Genomic DNA, 16,477 nt, shown 5'->3' on the forward strand with positions numbered 1-16,477 from the left:
CCTGTCAGTCGAAGAGAGAACTGACCGAGCTTTCGTCCGCAATCCGGCGCACGGCCTCACCGATCAGTGGAGCGATGGTGAGGATGCGCACCTTGGTCGAGTCCTTGGCCGCATCGGTCGGGCGGATGGAATCGGTAATTACGAGTTCCTTCAGCAAAGAGCCGTCCACCCGCGCCACCGCTCCGCCCGAAAGCACGCCGTGGGTGATATAGGCTGCGACCGAAGCGGCGCCCTGGTCGAGCAAAGCCTGTGCCGCATTGCAAAGCGTGCCCCCCGAATCGACGATGTCGTCGATCAGGATGCAGTGCCTGCCCTTCACTTCGCCGATGATGTTCATCACCTCGCTCTCGCCCGGCCGGTCGCGGCGCTTGTCGACGATTGCCAGGGGCGCATTATCGAGCCGCTTGGCGAGCGCACGTGCACGAACCACGCCGCCAACGTCGGGGCTGACGACCATGAGGTCCTGATCGCCGTAACGCGCCTGGATGTCGGCTGCCATCACGGGCGCGGCGAACAGATTGTCGGTCGGGATATCGAAGAAGCCCTGGATCTGGCCCGCATGCAGATCGACCGCAAGCACACGGTCAGCCCCTGCCTCGGTAATCAGATTGGCGACCAGCTTGGCCGAGATCGGAGTGCGTGGCCCTGGCTTTCGATCCTGTCGCGCATAGCCGAAATAAGGGACCACCGCAGTAATGCGCCGCGCCGACGCGCGCTTGAGCGCGTCGATACAGATGAGCAGTTCCATGAGATTGTCGTTCGCCGGGTAGCTGGTCGACTGGACCACGAACACGTCCTCGCCGCGCACGTTTTCATGGATTTCGACGAAGATTTCCTCGTCGGCAAAACGACGTACGCCAGCATCGACCAGTGGCATTTCGAGATAGGCCGCGATCGCCCGGGCGAGCGGCAGGTTCGAATTGGCGGCCATGATCTTCATGCTTGCGATTCCCGTGTCGGCTGGCAGTCAGTCCCGCCTAGCCGAGCGTCATGGGATTGCAACATCGAAGGGCGCAGTTTTGCGCCGGTTATCCGACGCGGTGCTCACCCTTGATCCAGCGAACCGTCCCGCTCGAAGCGCGCATGACCACGCTCTCGGTGGTCATCTTTCCGCCGCGCCGGTACTTGACGCCTTCGAGCAGTGAGCCCGAGGTCACGCCCGTGGCGGCGAAGATGCAGTCGCCTTTTACCAGATCGTCGCGCGTGTAGATCCGATCGAGATCCGTGATACCCCACTTGGCAGCGCGTGCCTTTTCGTCCTCGTTGCGGAACACAAGACGGCCATTGAATTGCCCGCCCACACAGCGGAGCGCGGCAGCCGCCAGCACACCTTCGGGTGCGCCGCCCTGGCCCATATACATGTCGATCGTGGTGTCTTCATCGGTCACGGCGATCACTCCGGCCACATCGCCATCGCCGATCAGGACCACGCCGCAGCCCAGTGCGCGCAGTTCGGCGATCAAATCGGCATGACGCGGGCGGTCGAGCACGCAAACGATGATGTCGGAGGGTTCTACGCCTTTAGCCGCAGCTACTGCCTTCACATTCTCGGTTGGCGACTTGGCAAGGTCGATCACACCATCGGGATAGCCCGGGCCGACCGCCAGCTTGTCCATGTAGACATCCGGCGCGTTGAGCAGGCAGCCTTCGGCACTGGCCGCCAGCACTGCAAGAGAGTTCGGCCCTGCCTTGGCGGTGATCGTGGTTCCTTCCAGCGGATCGAGGGCGATGTCGATTTTCGGCCCCTTGCCGGGCGCGCCGCCTACTTTTTCGCCAATGAAGAGCATCGGCGCTTCGTCGCGCTCGCCTTCGCCGATCACCACCGTTCCGTCTATTTCGAGCGTATCGAATGCCTTGCGCATCGCTTCCACCGCGGCAGCGTCGGCGGCCTTCTCGTCGCCCCGGCCGATCAGCTTTGAGGCAGCCACCGCTGCAGCCTCGGTCACGCGGACCATTTCGAGTACGAGAACACGGTCGAGAGGATTGGAGGCAGGCGAGTTCATCGAGAGTTCAGTCCTTGAAGCCAGAGGTGCCGCTGCGCGGATATCTTGCTGCGAATTCGTATGCGTGAGGCCGTTAGACAGGGAGCTTACGATTGTCGAGACGCAGGCTGAGACTTCTGGCTGGCCTCGTCGTTTGCTCGCAGGCCATATCCGGCGGCGCGCAAGAATCGCTCGGGCCGCAGAGTGGAACCACGCCCGAAAGGATCGATATTCTGATCGAGCCACAGACCGAAAGCAATGAAGTCTACGAGGATTGCGAAGAAGATCAGGACGCCGCGACTATCACTGGCGAGATTATCGTATGTCGGCGGCGCTCCGAGGACGAAAACCGCCTTTACGACAAGGAGGGAGCGGAGCGCAGGCATGCCCAGCGAACACAAGGCCCGCAACCGGTCGATGTAGCTGGAGGAGGCATTTTTCGGGGCCAACCAACCGTGTCCTGGCTATGCTTTATTCCGCCTTGCCCGAAGGACCCTGTCTACATGGTCGACTTCGACGAATTGCCTGAAACACCGCCCGGCTCCGATGCGGACAGGGTCGCGCGCGGACTCGCACCGCGAGGCAATCAGGTCGAAACTGCAGGCATCGTACAGATTGCCGGAGAGCCGCAGCAGCAAAGCAATGCGGAAGAACTGGGCCTGCCTCCGCCTTTGGAAGCAGCGCAGGACGGCAGCGTCAATCCTTCAGGATTGGCATCACCAGAGGCGGAGCCGTCAGATTAGGCGATCCTTCGAGTAGTTCGAGAGCCTTACTGACGCAATTTTCCGGACCGTCGTGCGTGACCATCGCCACCTGCACCTCGCCCCCGTCCTTATCGCGTCCGTGCTGGATCAGACTCTCGATCGAAACGTCCGCATCACGCATGGCAGCCGTCAATTCCGCTAGTACGCCCGTGCGATCGGCCACGGTAAAACGCAGATAGTCGCGGCCCACACGATCCCCCGGATCGGCCGGTGCGCATTGGACAAGCGCATCGCTCGGCACGGAAAACGGAGCGCCGTTTTGCCCGCGTGCAATATCGATCAGATCCGCGACGACCGCGCTTGCCGTCGGCTTGTCCCCTGCCCCGGCACCCTGGAACAGCAGACGGCCCGAAAAATCGCCCTCCGCCACCACGGCATTGGTCGGGCCGGTTACGGCCGCCAGCGGATGGCGGAACGGGACGAGACAGGGCCGTACACGTTGCAGGAGGCGCCGATCCTCCCCCTCACCGAACAAAGAGGCGATGCCCACCAGCCGGACGACATAACCCAGCGCATCGGCCTGCGCGATATCGCTGGCGCGCACTTGGGTAATACCCTCGGTCCGCACCGCATCGAAATCGATCCGCGTGCCGAATCCGATCGCCGCAAGGATGGCCAGCTTATGAGCGGCATCGATTCCTCCTATGTCGAAGGCAGGATCGGCCTCGGCAAAGCCCTGGTCCTGCGCTGCTTGTAGCATCTCGTCGAAATCGGCTCCCGTTCGCTCCATCTCGGACAGGACGTAATTGCAGGTGCCGTTGAGGATGCCGTAAATTCTCGTCAAAGCATTGGCTGCCGTACCTTCACGCAAGCTCTTCACCACCGGAATGCCGCCCGCGACCGCAGCTTCGAAAGCGAAAGGGGAATTCTTTATCGCGGCCAGTTCGGCGAGTTCCAGTCCGTGATGCGCGACCATCGCCTTGTTCGCGGTGACGAGACCTTTGCCGGCATCGAGCGCGGCACGTGCGAGTGTGAGCGCCGGACCGTCCGACCCGCCAACAAGTTCGAGCACGACGTCGACGTCGGAGCGCATCGCCATTGCCTGCATGTCGTCCACCCAGGCATAGGACGACAAATCTATCCCGCGATCCTTGCCTCGTTCCCTTGCCGATATGGCTACGACTTCAATCGGTCGTCCGGCGCGCGCCGCGATCATTTCACGATTGGTCTCGATCAGGCGGATGACGCCTATGCCCACCGTGCCGAGCCCCGCGATGGCTATCCGAAGCGGTTCAGCCATTGACCGTCTCCCTTGCCGGAAAGCCGCACGCCTGCCGCATTCCGTCAGGAACAGGCGAGGGTCGGCCTTCGGGTAGGTCGACATGGACCGTCAGAAGCCGAATTTCGGCACGCAATGAGCCGTCCTCCGCACCGTGCAGGGTAACAAGCGTCCGCATACTCGAGTTGCCGATAGCCTCGACGGTCAGCCGACCTTCGATCAGTTCCTCGAGCCGGATCGGCGCGAGATAATCGACTTCCGCGCGCCGAACATGGAATTCGGCATCTACGGGTAGTCCGCGCTCGCGTGCGTCACGGAAAAACTCGCTCACCAGAACATCGGCATATTCGAGATAGCGGGAGTTGAAGACCACGCTCTGCGGATCGACTTCTGCGTATCGGACGCGAAAGGTATGGCGAAAAGGTTTCATGCCGGGTCGCCTAGCGCATTGAGACTGCCCGCGTGAACCAGTTTGTCTTTTCACGCACTAAGCTGCGTGTGCAGCAATGCCTGCCTCAAAGACTCCGGTCGCAACTGCCAAGTTGTTCGATAACATAAGAGTAATCTCGCGCAGCAAGGCCGCGCGAACGGGAATCGCGCGACAAGTTCGCTTCACCGGGAAGTTCTGCAGGAAGGGAGCAGGCCAGCCTGTACCATTCAAGCGTGTCCGGCTGGGGCGGGCGCGCCGACTGGTCCACGATTTCGGTCCAGGAGACACCCCAGCGAGGCGGCTGGTTCGGCCGGCGGACCACGGTGATCGAAACGGGGCCATCGTTCTCGGTATCGAGAAAAAGCTGCGTCTCCGATTCTCCCGCCAGCGTACCTTCCACACCCAGCGCATCGGCAACCCGGAGGATGCGGGGTGGGGCATCCGGCGCGACCAGGGAGGTCAAAATGGGACGCAGACGCGCTTCCAGCTCAGGCGTGTAGGTCTGCTGGGCACCTTCTCCCACCAGCTGTATCTCGCCCGGGCGCCCCGGCACGGTGCGCGCGAAGAGGAGCACATCCATTTTCTTCAGTTTGGGTGCATTGCCTTTTGCGTCCACAGGAACATCGACGAGATAGCGCAGGTCTTCTCCCAAGGGTACGTCCCCGGCGAGAAGCGCCTGGGTACGCGCTTCGACATATAGACGGACATAGCCCGGAGCGAGTCCGGGAGAACGTTCGGGTTCAAGCGTCGCCTGGTCGCGGATCTCGGCCCGCACAACCAGCGGCGCGCTTTCTGCCAGCCCTACGATATCGGCATAAGTGAGAGCGTTTTCCTCCGATCCCACGTCCTGGGCCATGAGGGGAACTGCCGAAAGAAGGGCGACTGCGGCGGCGAAGATCGGAACTCTGCGCATGAATGAAATGCAAACCTCTCACGATAACATCTGCTGTATGCAGTCGGGAAACCACTTGGCGGTATCGGGAGTTCCCTGAGAGCCCAGCCGTGAATTGACGGTTAACCGATAAAGCGTTTGCTCCCCAAGGTCTCGCCCGCTAAGGGGTGCACAAAATCTGGGTCAGTGATACAATATTGCCTGAAAGTTGCCTTTGGCGACTATATCGGGAACAGGCCTGGACAAGCACCGACGTTCCTGCATGGGTCGCCGAGGTGTAGATTGGAATGCGGTGCCGTGGACAGTTCTGCTTGTCCTCCTTCACGGCGCCTCGAATGGCCCGGTGCGAATCGGGCGGATACGATGGAGTGATGCAACCGAATGGCTTATGCTGACCAACAGATGAGTGGGAATCGCGTAATCGCGATCATCATCGTTGCCCTCATCCACATTGCCCTCGGTTACCTGCTGATCACCGGTCTTGCCGTAGATGCGGTCAAGAACGTGGTCGAGCGCGTAACGACGATCGATGTGGAAGAGCCGCCGCCGCCGGAACCGGAGGATGAACCGCCGCCGCCTCCGCCCGAAGATGTTCCGCAGACAGTGCCGCCTCCGGTTGCGCCGCCGCCGCCGATTAATATCGCGCGAACGCCGCCGCCCGTGCGGACCACGCCTACGATTCCTCCGCCTGCTCCGCCAGCGCTGAGGATACCTCCGCCGGCACCCCCGGCGCCTCCTGCTCCGCCCGCACCGCCTTCGCAGGCACGTGGCGCTTCGCCGGACAATCTGAATCGTTGGGCTGCGCGCATTCAGGGCGACTATCCTTCCAGCGCACTGCGCCGCGAGGAACAGGGCACGGTCACCATGCGGATCACGATCGGGGCAAACGGGCGCGTCGAGGCGTGCAGCGTAACCGGTAGTTCCGGGTCCAGCGCGCTCGATGACGCGGCGTGCCGCGGAATGCAGCGATACGCACGGTACAATCCGGCTTTGAATGCTGCCGGCAACCCGATTTCAGATACTACCACCCAATCGATCCGTTACGTTCTGCCCGACTAGGGACCACGGCAGGACAGAAGACGCATTTTTCAAGAGGACTTTCCGTTATGATTATCCAACTTCTCGCTGCAGGTGTCGAAGCACCCGAGAGCTCTTTCGGTTTCTGGCAGGCCATGGAAGAAGGCGGCCCTGTCGCCTGGTCGATCCTAGGCGTCATGATCATCATGTCCGTCGGCTCGTTTTACATCCTTTTCACCAAGCTGTTCGAACAGCAGAAGGTGATGAACCAGTATAAGGATGTCCGCAGCAACTTCTGGCGGGCGAACACCATTCGGGAGGGCGCCACCAAGCTGGAAAAGAACAGCGCATGGCGCCAGCTGGCCGACGATGCGATCGCCGCCGAAGACAAGCACGCCAAGCTCAACGATAGCCTCGAAGCACATGACTGGATGCACGGTTCGCTCGCACGCTCGGAGCACGCCATCCAGGCGAAGCTCAACGGTGGCCTGCCCTTCCTGGCGACCGTGGGTGCGACTGCTCCCTTCGTAGGCCTGCTCGGTACGGTTATCGGTATCTACCGCGCACTGATCAACATCGGCGTCGCCGGTTCGGCCTCGATCGACAAGGTCGCCGGCCCGGTCGGTGAAGCACTGATCATGACCGCCATCGGTCTGCTGGTCGCGGTTCCGGCCGTGTTCGCCTACAACTGGCTGCAGAGCCGTAACCGCAAGATCTTCGACATGATGAGCGGCTTCTCCACTGATCTGCTCGCCAACATCAACTCGGGCGGCACCATCAAGCCGGCTACGATGACGGCGACCTCGACGCAGACCGCAGGCAAGGCCGCTGCCGGTCGGACCACCACCGCGGCAACCACGCCGGCGACGGGTGCATCGACCACTACGACGACCAAGCGCTAAGTCGAACGGTGCGGGGGCGATCTCCGGTCCCGCACCATTCGCTCGCAATTGTGTGACTATTAGTACGGATAGGATGTAAGCTATGGCGATCCAGATGGGCGGCGGCGAAGATTCGCCGATGTCGGACATCAACACCACGCCGCTCGTCGACGTGATGCTGGTGCTTCTGATCATCTTTCTCATCGCGGTCCCGGTCGCGATTCAGACAATCGATCAGCTCGAAATCCCTGTCCTCGAATCGGTCGAATCGAAGGACAAGGTCGAAAATCTGCTGCTCACGGTGAGCACCAGTGACGAAGCGGGTCGCAGCGCTGGCGACACCGGCTATACGGGCGCCTCACGGACCGGCGAATGCCGCGTCTATTTCAACAACATCACCCCGGTCACCTCTGAAGAGCTGTATGATCAGGCCTTCGAGCGCCTCGATGCTATCGTGCAGCGCGCCGGCGGACCCGAAGCGATCATGAACGATCCCGAAGCGATTCCGCAGGTTCACATCCGCGCTGACGTGAATGCCCCGTGGTCGTGCGTCGCAGGTGCAGTATACAACGTCCAGGCTGCCGGTTATCCGACCGTCGGCTTCATTTCGAACCCGGTCGACCCGAACTGATTGCGTTCATACGCAACGGTACCGGTTCCAGAATTCAGGAGTAACCCACCATGGCAATGTCAGGCGGCAAGGACGATGGCAGCCCGATGATGGAAATGAACATGACGCCGTTGATCGACGTCCTGCTCGTTCTTCTCATCATGTTCATCATCACCATTCCGGTCGCGACGCACTCGGTAGATATCGACCTGCCGCAGCCCAACCCTGACCCGCCGCCGGTCGACGTCGAGCCCGACAAGAACAAGCTCGTGCTCACCCAGGACGACCGGATGCTTTGGAACGGTCAGGAAATCACACAGGGCGACCTCGTGAATCTGCTGCAGCAGTCCACCACGATCAATCCTGAGCCCGAGCTCCAGTTCGAACCGGAAGCTCTCGCCAGCTACGATCTGTCGGCCCGCGTGCTGCAGATCATCAAGGCCAGCGGCGTGACCAAATTCGGCTTCGTCGGCAACGAACGCTATCGCACTTTCGGCAAGGCCGGAATGCAGTGAGTTCGACGCGAATGCTCGAACTATTGAAGGGGCGGAGCAATCCGCCCCTTTTGTTTGTCCGGGTCTGGATGGGGCCGGGACATGCCGTTGGCCCCGAACAAACTTGATTCTCCACTCGCTGCCCGGGGAGTGTGCCACTCCAGCCAGCAACGGCTTCAGGCAGGACGATAGGGCACGCGTGCATCATCCACGCGCATCGCCGCCCCGGCAAGGCTCTCGGCTTCGAGCAGAAGCTCGTCATCTACTGACCCTTGGGGCGTCGCCTCCCGACCGATCATCACCATTACCGGCACGGCGAGCGGGCTGACGCGATCCAGTTCTACGTGAACCAGCTGCTCGGCTGATCGGTCGAGTAGGTCACCCAACCTTCCCACGTCTGTCATGCGTGTGCGAGCATCGGCCCAAGCCGCCTCAAGCAGAACGTGATCCGGTTCGTACTTGCGCAGGACGTCATAAATCAAATCGGTCGAGAACGTGACCTGCTTGCCGGTCTTCCGCTTGCCAGGATGCTGGCGCTCGACCAGTCCCCCGATCACTGCGACTTCCCGGAATGCTCGGCGCAAAAGGTGCGAATTCTGCACCCATTCGATGAACTCGTCCCGGAGGATCTCAGGCGATAGAAGCGGAGCCGGGTCTTCGACTGGCTTCAAGCCCCAGACGGCCAGCGAATAATCGTTCGCCACGAAACCGCTCGGCATTAACCCGCGATCCTCCATCCGGCGCGTAATCAGCATGCCGAGGCTCTGGTTCGCGTTCCAGCCTTCAAACGTATAATAGACGCTGTAATGCCGTTTGGCATGCGGGAAGCTTTCGACCAGCAATTGCCCCGGCCCAGGCATCCGGCTTCGCCAGTCCTGCACCTCCAGCCACTCGCGCACGTCATCGGGAAAGCGCGCCCAACCTGCCCGGTCTGCAAGCAGGGTGCGAACGCGCTCGGCAAGATGCGTAGTCAACGGCATTCGTGCCCCGCCATAGCTCGGTATCATCGCATTTGAGGTGGCGGCTTTTACCAGCACCTCCATGTCCTGCAGTTTGACGACCTCCAGGCTCATCCCTGCAAATGCGAAGGTATCACCCGACGATAGCGAAGCGGCAAATCGCTCCTCGATCTTGCCCAGGCTGCGCCCTCCTCGCCCACGCCCGGAATTGATCCGCACTTCCAGCATCTCGCTATCGATGATGATGCCGGCGTTCATCCTGTGGCGCGCAGCCTGGTCCGGATGGGTCAGTCGCCATACCCCTTCCGTATCGCGCACGATCCGCTTGAACTTGTCGTAAGCCTGCAGGGCATAACCACCGGTCGCAACGAATGTCAGGATGCGTTGCCACACCTCCTCGTCAACCCAGGCGTAAGCAAGGCTCGAACGTATCTCGCGCAGAAGTTCGCCCTCCTGGAACGGAGCGGCGCATGCGCAGGCCATGACATGCTGGGCAAGCACATCGAGTCCTCCGGGACGAAAGCTCTCACCGTCGCGCACTCCCTCGTCCACGGCTTCCTTCGCCGCAGTTGCTTCAAGGAATTCGAACCGGTTGCCTGGGACGAGTACTGCGCGACTGGGTTGATCGAGTCGATGGTTGGCGCGCCCGATCCGCTGGAGCAGGCGCGACGAGCCCTTGGGCGCACCCATCTGGACTACCAGGTCGATATCTCCCCAGTCCACACCGAGATCAAGGCTGGCGGTCGCGACAAGTGCGCGCAGTTCGCCGCGTGCCATTGCGCCCTCCACCTTGCGCCGCGCCTCTTTCGACAGCGAGCCATGATGAATCCCTATCGGGAGCTCGTCGTCATTCACATCCCATAGGTTCTGGAAGATGTATTCGGCAAGGAAGCGCGTATTGGTAAACACCAGAGTCGTATTGTTGCGCCTGATTTCCTCGTAGAGCTGCGGAATGGCCCAGGTCGCGGCATGGCCGCCCCAGGGGACCCGCTCTTCCGCCGGCAGGAGAATCTCCACTTCGGCAGGAGCGCCATGTTCGCCTTCGACCAGTTCGACGCTATCGATCTCACCCCATGGCGCCAGCCATTCGCGAAATGTTTCAGGCCGGGCTACCGTCGCCGAAAGCGCCGCGCGTTGCACATCGGGCGCAATCGCCTGCAAGCGGGAGAGTGCAAGCGCCAGCAAATCACCACGCTTTCCGGTGGCAAAAGCATGGACTTCATCAATCACCACGCGCTTCAGTCCGGAAAACATCTCGAAGCTGTCCGGATAGGAAAGGAGAAGGGAGAGGCTCTCGGGTGTCGTCAGAAGGATATTTGGCGGCCGCATGCGTTGACGCTTCTTGCGATCGGACGGCGTGTCGCCGCTGCGTGTCTCGACGGTGATAGGCAGATCAATCTCTGCGATCGGGGTGAGAAGATTGCGCTGCACGTCATGCGCCAGCGCCTTCAAAGGCGAGACATAAAGCGTGTGCAAGCCTTCCGGCAGCGTCCCCTCGGTGCGCGAGGGCGCGAAGGCCGCGAGGGTCGGAAGAAAACCGGCGAGCGTCTTGCCCGCCCCCGTATCGGCAACGAGAAGCGCGTGGCGTCCCGCATCGCTCGCCGCAAGCATGTCGGCTTGATGCCGCCGCACGCGCCAACCGCGAGCAATGAACCAATCAGCGATTTCGGGCGGGATCGGGTGCGAGTTCACGCTGTAAGAGCGCTGTGGTCCGATTACAGTTCCGCCAAGCGCAAGCTCAATGCCCCACGCTTGCTCCACGCTGCAGGCCGCTTAGCGATAGTTGTTCGTCTATCTGGGCCATGAGTCGTTCGAGCCCCTCCTCCGTATCGCTCTCCGCCCGTGCGACCAGTACATCCTGCGTGTTCGAGGCGCGCAGCAGCCACCAGCCATCAGAAGTATTCACGCGCACCCCGTCGGTGCCGTTGACATCCGCATTCGTGCCGGAGAGGCGTTCTTTCACCTCCTCGATCGCCCCGAACTTACGACTTTCATCGACCTGGAAACGCATCTCGGGCGTGTTGATCATCTGCGGCATGTCGCTGCGCAGTTGGGTGACAGATTTGCCGAGGCGTGCCGAGGCGGCCATGAGTCGCACACCGGCATAAAGTGCATCGTCGAAGCCGTAATAGTCATCGGCGAAGAAGATGTGTCCGCTCATTTCGCCCGCAAGCGGCGAGCCGGTTTCCTTCATCTTGGACTTGATCAGAGAATGGCCGGTCTTCCACATCAGCGGCTCCCCGCCGCAGGCCGCGATATGATCATATAAGGCGCTGCTGGCCTTCACATCGGCGATGATCGTCGCGTCCTTGCGACTCGCCAGCAGGTCTTCGGCATAGATCATCAGAAGCTGATCGCCCCAGATTACCCGACCCTCGCCGTCGATCGCCCCTATGCGGTCACCATCGCCATCGAAGGCCACCCCGAAATCGAGCGACTTCCCTGACACCAGTGTCTTCAGGTCCGCGAGATTTTCTTCAACTGTAGGGTCGGGATGATGGTTGGGAAAACTGCCATCGACCTCTGTAAAGAGAACATGGTGTTCTCCCGGGAGCTGGGCAACAAGCTGTTCGAGCGCGGGTCCGGCAGCACCATTGCCCGCATCCCAACCGATCCGCATGCCCTCGAGCCGGCCAGGATCTACCCCTTCCAATGCAGTGAGCATGCGGGCGACATATTCATCGAGAAGGTCACGTTCCTCGGTTTTACCCGCCCCATCGGCCCATTCGCCCGCAGCCGAGCGGCGCCCGAGTTCCTGGATGTCGGCCCCGAAGAAAGGACGGCCCTGGAAGACCATCTTGAAGCCATTGTAATTGGGCGGATTATGGCTGCCGGTTATCTGGATACCACCATCCACCTCGCCGTCGCTAGCTTCTGCATAGTACAGCATGGGCGTCGCCCCGAGGCCCACACGCACCACGTCGCAGCCGCTGGCCGTCAGGCCCTCGACCAGAGCGTGTTCAAGCATGGGTGACGAACGCCGCCCATCATAGCCCACCGCCACGCGACTGCCGCCGGCTTCGCGCAGCATGGAACCGAAGGTTCGGCCGATCGCCCGGGCATCGTCGGCGCCCAATGTTTCTCCGATGATCCCCCTGATGTCGTATTCGCGCAGGACAGTGGGATCGAATTCATGGTTCATTGGGTAACTCCGGGACGTCGTAAGGTAACTCATCCAAGAGAAGGTCGCGCGCGGCATTGAGTTCCTGCATTTGCGCCTTGTTGCCCCCGCGGTCGGGGTGTGCGAGCCCGGCCATGCGGCGATGTGCCTCGCGGATTTCCTTATGATCGGCACGCTCCGATACGTTGAGCAGCTTGCGCGCACGCCTGATCGCTTGGATGCGGGTTGGTGCGGACCGTAGGTAATCCCAGGGCCACTTGCCGAGCGCCCATCGGAACAGGACCGACAGGACGATAACAAGCATCAAGGCCTTGATCATGCGTCGATCGTTTCGAGTGGCTGTTCCACGCGCTTCTTCTCGGGCAGGCGTAGTGCGGCCATGAGCTGTCGCAATTCCTGCCGTGCGACGAGGTGGCTGGTCCCCAGGTCACCGAGATGGCCCTTGTCAAGCAGAGTCAGTCCCGAAGGAAAGAGTTCGCGGTAAATGACGCGCTCGGACAGACCATGGGCTACGCGAAAACCGACACGTTTCGACATTTCGGAAAGCGCCTGCTCTATACGGCTGCGATTGCGCGCCTCGGTGTGGCCGGTCCGGTTGCGGACTACGACCCAGTCCATTTCGGGGCGGCCCTCATCGATCCCCTTGCGGCTACGCTTGATGCGAGCCTCCCAGAGCAGCTCGGCATAGAAGGACAGCTTGCGCACCTTGAAGCTCTCGCCTTCGACTTGGCCGATCAGGTCGAAATCGACAAAACTGTCATTCATCGGCGTCACCAGCGTATCGGCTTGAGTCGCAGCGTAACGAGCCAGTGGATCGTCTCGCCCCGGTGTATCGATCAGGATGAAGTCGGCACGCCTCCCATGCTCCATCACTATCTCGCCGAATTCTTCGTCCGGGATCGGCGGTATCGTGTGACACTCGATAGTGGGAAGTTCGATTTTGCGCCGCTGCGTCGTTTCCGCGCGATTTTCGATATAACGGGCAAACGTCCGCTGCCTATGGTCCAGATCGAACCCGACGACTTTCGCACCGCGATAGGCAAGTGCAATCGCCACGTGCACGGCCGTGGTCGACTTACCCGTTCCGCCTTTCTCGTTGGCGAAGGTGATCCAGTGCGGGGCGGCGTGGGGCAAGGCTGTATCCGGCTCTTCTTGTCGTTGTGCTGGCTGCCCTCAATTCGCTAGGGCAGCGGATAGGAAACCATATCTGAGGGGACTCGGGGTTGCAAACCGCTCGCATGCTCGAATTGTTGAGGAATTCGCTGTCTGTCCTACGCCAGGACGGCGGCAGTATCGCCCTCGTACCCACAATGGGCGCACTTCACGAGGGACATCTCACGCTGGTTCGCCGCGCGCGGCAACAAGCGGATCACGTTGTCGTCTCCATTTTCGTCAACCCGCGTCAGTTTGGTGCAGGTGAGGATCTCGATGCCTATCCGCGCCAACTGCAACGTGATTCCGAGTTGCTCGAAGCAGAAGGCGTAGCCCTGCTATGGGCGCCTGCACCGGATCAGGTCTATCCTGAGGACTACGCCACCAACATATCGGTATCCGGTGTGAGCGAAGGACTGTGCGGAGCCGATCGTCCCGGCCATTTCGACGGTGTGGCGACAGTCGTCTGTAAACTGTTCAATCAGGTCATGCCCGATATGGCCTTCTTCGGCGAGAAGGACTGGCAGCAGCTAGCGGTTATCCGCCGCATGGCGCGCGACCTCGACCTTACACGACCGCATGCCGACAACATTCACGGCGTAAGTATTGTGCGCGAGGCGGATGGCCTCGCGATGAGCAGCCGCAACACCTACCTTTCACCCGAAGCGCGCGAGCTGGCGGCAAGCCTTCCCCGCGCCATGCGCGATGCCATTTCGGTGCTTGCCGGCGGAGGTGAAGCTGACCAATCGCTCGGCAATTTACAGGAAGTGTTGCTAACCAGCGGCTTCGACAGTATCGACTACGCCGAACTGCGCGATGCCGACACCCTGGCAAAACTTGAGACAGATAACGGCAATGCCAGACTGTTTGTCGCGGCACGGATCGGAGGAACAAGGCTGATCGACAATATGCCGGTTAGTTCGGGTATCGATAGAAAGGGTGAATGGAGCGGGTAAGGGGAGACTGCTTTGCCGCCAGATAGGCGTCAGATTCTGTAGCCCCAGTTTCAGTAATTTCCGGAGGATTGGCGCACCCGACAGGAGAGCCAAGGGTTCGCCTATCATCCTTCACGGTAATTTCCATGGCTTTCTGACCATCCTCCACCGTTGCTGATGATGGTTTAGTGTCAGTATCGACGATCTCGGGAGCGTGCTTCTTGGTCATGGGATGAGTGTCGCACAGGCGCACAGGGCGTCAACGAAGTTCAGAAGATGATCGATAGACGCTGGGGGATCGTCTCGTCCCTCGGGTTGGCGAGAACGGTGCGTCTCTCTAACTTTTGGCAATGTCCTCGACCGAAGAAGAAGCGTTGAACTCGCTGCTGACGATCTTCAACATTACGAAGAAGTCGGACCTAACCGATCATTGCCGGGATGCGGTGATCGACGGCACGGACTTAACCAACCTGATTGGTGGCTGCATGGTGGGGGCGATCCCCATTCGCCATTTCCGGTTCCATAAGCATCATCATCCCGAGCATCCCAGAAGAGCACCCGAACCGTCAGGGTCGGAAGTAGGTTGACGGTCAACCTTGGCGATGTCGGGTGCGTCTTCGTTGGTCATCTGGTCAGCCTCGCATGGATTGGCGAGGCGTCAAGCAATGTGTCCGCAGGTCAGTCGGCTAGGTTCGCAATAACCTTCAAAGCGGAAGGCGAGCGTTAAGCGCGTCCGTGACCATGATGATGTTGTTCACGGTTCTTGTCCTGTCGTGGTCTCCTGTGAGATCAAGAAACATCTCAAAATCACCGGCTGTCAAATTACGATCTGATTTGCCGAAAACACCAGCAACCAAAGCTCTGAAAGCAGAAAACATAAAGTCGTCGAATGTCCCCAAGTCCGGGGCGAAGTTAGCTTTGAAAAGGCGGTGGGATAGTTCTTTGTTAGTGATCATTTCGGTTACTCTTGGGCGTGATTGCCTCAAGGACCGATATTAAAGAGGCACTTTTTATCCTGCATTATTTAAGTGCATACCACGATAAGAAGACGAACTGTGTGATCTGTCTCGACTTCCGATCGAGGGTCAGGAGCCCAACGCTCGATAGACGCTTGCCCGAGCGATCCCCATTTCGCGTGCGATAGCTGCTGGACCGAGCCCGGTGCTGTGAAGCTCCTTCACGCGTGCGGGATCGATGGTGGCCTTGCGTCCCCGGTAGCGTCCCTCGGCTTTGGCCTTGGCGATACCTTCGGCCTGTCGTTCACGCCGGATGTCGTTCTCGAACTGGGCAACCGCTCCGAGGATCGCGAGCATGAGCTTACCCGTGCTGGTGCCGGTAACGACATCGGACTGTTGCAGGCACCGGAACTCGACGCCCTTGTCGGTCAGCTTCTCGATGATCTGGTGAAGATCGCCCACCGACCTTGCCAGTCGATCCAGCCTCGTCACTACCAAGGTGTCGCCCTCGCGCACGAAGTCCATGGCTTGCGCCAGTTCGATCCGGTCCTTGGTCGAGCGTCCCGAGACCTTGTCCGCGAACACCTTCTCGCACCCGGCCTTGCCCAGATGATCAAGCTGGATGTCGAGTGACTGACTGGCCGAGGAACAACGCGCATATCCGACGAGCAATAGGGGTCTCCTGTCCCACAAGGGTTTAGACCCACACTCTCACATGTCTGAAAATTGTCGAACTAATTCAATTGCGACGCAGATCGGCAGGGCCATGATGCGACCAGCGAGCGTTTACCCATGTGGACGCCGATGCCTCCACGGCCTCCGCCCTGCCTCCACACCATGAGGAGTAGGAAGCGACGGGATTCAGCCATTCCATGCTGGTTGTGGAAGCGTGGAACTTGTGGAGGGCATAATCAGACAAGAAAGAAATCACCCATCGATCGCGTGAGCGAAAATCCCTTCCTCGAAATAGGCTTCCACACCTCCACAGTCTCCACGCCTCCACACCCGTCATCGCATGGACTTGCGAAGCAATACCGAGCGACGATTCGCTGCACGATCCACACG

General features: G+C 60.5%; 20 protein-coding genes. 7 read left to right on the plus strand and 13 right to left on the minus strand.

From position 1 onward, the window contains the following. Positions 1–4: 4 nt before the first annotated feature. From AC13CE_RS01110 to AC13CE_RS01120, 3 genes are all read right to left on the minus strand, one after another. Complete coding sequence (locus AC13CE_RS01110; protein ID WP_482971188.1) at positions 5–940, minus strand: ribose-phosphate pyrophosphokinase; 936 nt, start codon at positions 938–940, stop codon at positions 5–7. An 88-nt stretch (positions 941–1,028) separates the two neighbouring features. Further along, positions 1,029–2,003: a class II fructose-bisphosphatase gene (gene glpX / locus AC13CE_RS01115; RefSeq protein WP_473822209.1), complete on the minus strand. Its 975-nt coding sequence runs from the start codon at positions 2,001–2,003 to the stop codon at positions 1,029–1,031. 86 nt (positions 2,004–2,089) lie between these two features. Beyond that, positions 2,090–2,431 (minus strand): hypothetical protein, encoded by a 342-nt coding sequence (locus tag AC13CE_RS01120; protein ID WP_482971189.1) that lies wholly within the window; start codon positions 2,429–2,431, stop codon positions 2,090–2,092. 54 nt (positions 2,432–2,485) lie between these two features. On the opposite strand from AC13CE_RS01120, the gene AC13CE_RS01125 reads away from it, so the two are divergent. Further along, on the plus strand, positions 2,486–2,725 hold the full coding sequence (locus AC13CE_RS01125) for a hypothetical protein (protein ID WP_482971190.1): 240 nt from the start codon (positions 2,486–2,488) through the stop codon (positions 2,723–2,725). On the opposite strand, the gene AC13CE_RS01130 is transcribed toward AC13CE_RS01125, so the two are convergent. The 3 genes from AC13CE_RS01130 to AC13CE_RS01140 all read right to left on the minus strand — a co-directional run bounded on the left by AC13CE_RS01130 (position 2,679) and on the right by AC13CE_RS01140 (position 5,308). Beyond that, complete coding sequence (locus tag AC13CE_RS01130) at positions 2,679–3,986, minus strand: homoserine dehydrogenase (RefSeq protein ID WP_473822211.1); 1,308 nt, start codon at positions 3,984–3,986, stop codon at positions 2,679–2,681. The two genes, AC13CE_RS01125 and AC13CE_RS01130, sit on opposite strands and share 47 nt — an antisense overlap. Continuing rightward, positions 3,979–4,395, minus strand: a complete 417-nt coding sequence (locus tag AC13CE_RS01135) for an acyl-CoA thioesterase (protein WP_221538262.1) — start codon at positions 4,393–4,395, stop codon at positions 3,979–3,981. The genes AC13CE_RS01130 and AC13CE_RS01135 overlap by 8 nt, the downstream gene beginning before the upstream one ends. Positions 4,396–4,480: 85 nt before the next feature. After that, positions 4,481–5,308, minus strand: coding sequence for a hypothetical protein (locus tag AC13CE_RS01140; protein ID WP_482971191.1), 828 nt, complete (start codon positions 5,306–5,308; stop codon positions 4,481–4,483). A 360-nt stretch (positions 5,309–5,668) separates the two neighbouring features. Between AC13CE_RS01140 and AC13CE_RS01145 the strand changes: the two genes are divergently transcribed. From AC13CE_RS01145 to AC13CE_RS01160, 4 genes are all read left to right on the plus strand, one after another. Beyond that, a complete protein-coding gene (locus tag AC13CE_RS01145; RefSeq protein ID WP_482971192.1) occupies positions 5,669–6,346 on the plus strand; it encodes an energy transducer TonB in 678 nt (225 codons plus the stop codon). Positions 6,347–6,393: 47 nt separating this feature from the next. Continuing rightward, complete coding sequence (locus tag AC13CE_RS01150; RefSeq protein ID WP_482971193.1) at positions 6,394–7,206, plus strand: MotA/TolQ/ExbB proton channel family protein; 813 nt, start codon at positions 6,394–6,396, stop codon at positions 7,204–7,206. An 82-nt stretch (positions 7,207–7,288) separates the two neighbouring features. Next, positions 7,289–7,816, plus strand: a complete 528-nt coding sequence (locus tag AC13CE_RS01155; protein ID WP_221538258.1) for an ExbD/TolR family protein — start codon at positions 7,289–7,291, stop codon at positions 7,814–7,816. A gap of 50 nt (positions 7,817–7,866) precedes the next feature. Further along, on the plus strand, positions 7,867–8,310 hold the full coding sequence (locus AC13CE_RS01160; protein WP_221538257.1) for an ExbD/TolR family protein: 444 nt from the start codon (positions 7,867–7,869) through the stop codon (positions 8,308–8,310). Positions 8,311–8,465: 155 nt separating this feature from the next. On the opposite strand, the gene AC13CE_RS01165 is transcribed toward AC13CE_RS01160, so the two are convergent. From AC13CE_RS01165 to AC13CE_RS01180, 4 genes are read right to left on the minus strand one after another with little or no spacing between them, the layout of a single operon-like run. Beyond that, positions 8,466–10,940, minus strand: coding sequence for a ligase-associated DNA damage response DEXH box helicase (locus tag AC13CE_RS01165; RefSeq protein WP_482971194.1), 2,475 nt, complete (start codon positions 10,938–10,940; stop codon positions 8,466–8,468). Positions 10,941–10,986: 46 nt separating this feature from the next. Continuing rightward, positions 10,987–12,390 carry a phosphoglucomutase/phosphomannomutase PgmG gene (gene pgmG, locus AC13CE_RS01170; RefSeq protein WP_482971195.1) on the minus strand — a complete coding sequence of 468 codons (1,404 nt, stop codon included), beginning with the start codon at positions 12,388–12,390 and terminating at the stop codon, positions 10,987–10,989. Continuing rightward, on the minus strand, positions 12,380–12,688 hold the full coding sequence (locus AC13CE_RS01175; RefSeq protein WP_473821713.1) for a J domain-containing protein: 309 nt from the start codon (positions 12,686–12,688) through the stop codon (positions 12,380–12,382). The genes pgmG and AC13CE_RS01175 overlap by 11 nt, the downstream gene beginning before the upstream one ends. Then, complete coding sequence (locus tag AC13CE_RS01180) at positions 12,685–13,503, minus strand: division plane positioning ATPase MipZ (RefSeq protein ID WP_221538253.1); 819 nt, start codon at positions 13,501–13,503, stop codon at positions 12,685–12,687. The genes AC13CE_RS01175 and AC13CE_RS01180 overlap by 4 nt, the downstream gene beginning before the upstream one ends. A gap of 89 nt (positions 13,504–13,592) precedes the next feature. Between AC13CE_RS01180 and panC the strand changes: the two genes are divergently transcribed. Next, the gene (gene panC / locus AC13CE_RS01185) at positions 13,593–14,477 is read left to right on the plus strand and encodes a pantoate--beta-alanine ligase (RefSeq protein WP_482971196.1); all 885 of its coding nucleotides are present in this window, start codon (positions 13,593–13,595) and stop codon (positions 14,475–14,477) included. On the opposite strand, the gene AC13CE_RS01190 is transcribed toward panC, so the two are convergent. Then, on the minus strand, positions 14,437–14,685 hold the full coding sequence (locus AC13CE_RS01190) for a hypothetical protein (RefSeq protein ID WP_482971197.1): 249 nt from the start codon (positions 14,683–14,685) through the stop codon (positions 14,437–14,439). The genes panC and AC13CE_RS01190 overlap by 41 nt on opposite strands. Before the next feature lie 121 nt (positions 14,686–14,806). On the opposite strand from AC13CE_RS01190, the gene AC13CE_RS01195 reads away from it, so the two are divergent. Beyond that, a complete protein-coding gene (locus AC13CE_RS01195) occupies positions 14,807–15,043 on the plus strand; it encodes a hypothetical protein (RefSeq protein ID WP_482971198.1) in 237 nt (78 codons plus the stop codon). Between the two features lie 117 nt (positions 15,044–15,160). Here the strand turns inward: AC13CE_RS01195 and AC13CE_RS01200 are convergent, their stop codons facing one another. Beyond that, entirely contained in the window at positions 15,161–15,412 is a 252-nt protein-coding gene (locus tag AC13CE_RS01200; protein ID WP_482971199.1) for a hypothetical protein, read from the minus strand. A 129-nt stretch (positions 15,413–15,541) separates the two neighbouring features. Continuing rightward, positions 15,542–16,084, minus strand: coding sequence for a recombinase family protein (locus AC13CE_RS01205; protein WP_482971200.1), 543 nt, complete (start codon positions 16,082–16,084; stop codon positions 15,542–15,544). Positions 16,085–16,477: the final 393 nt, after the last annotated feature.

Source organism: Qipengyuania sp. B-5, from assembly GCF_056857815.1.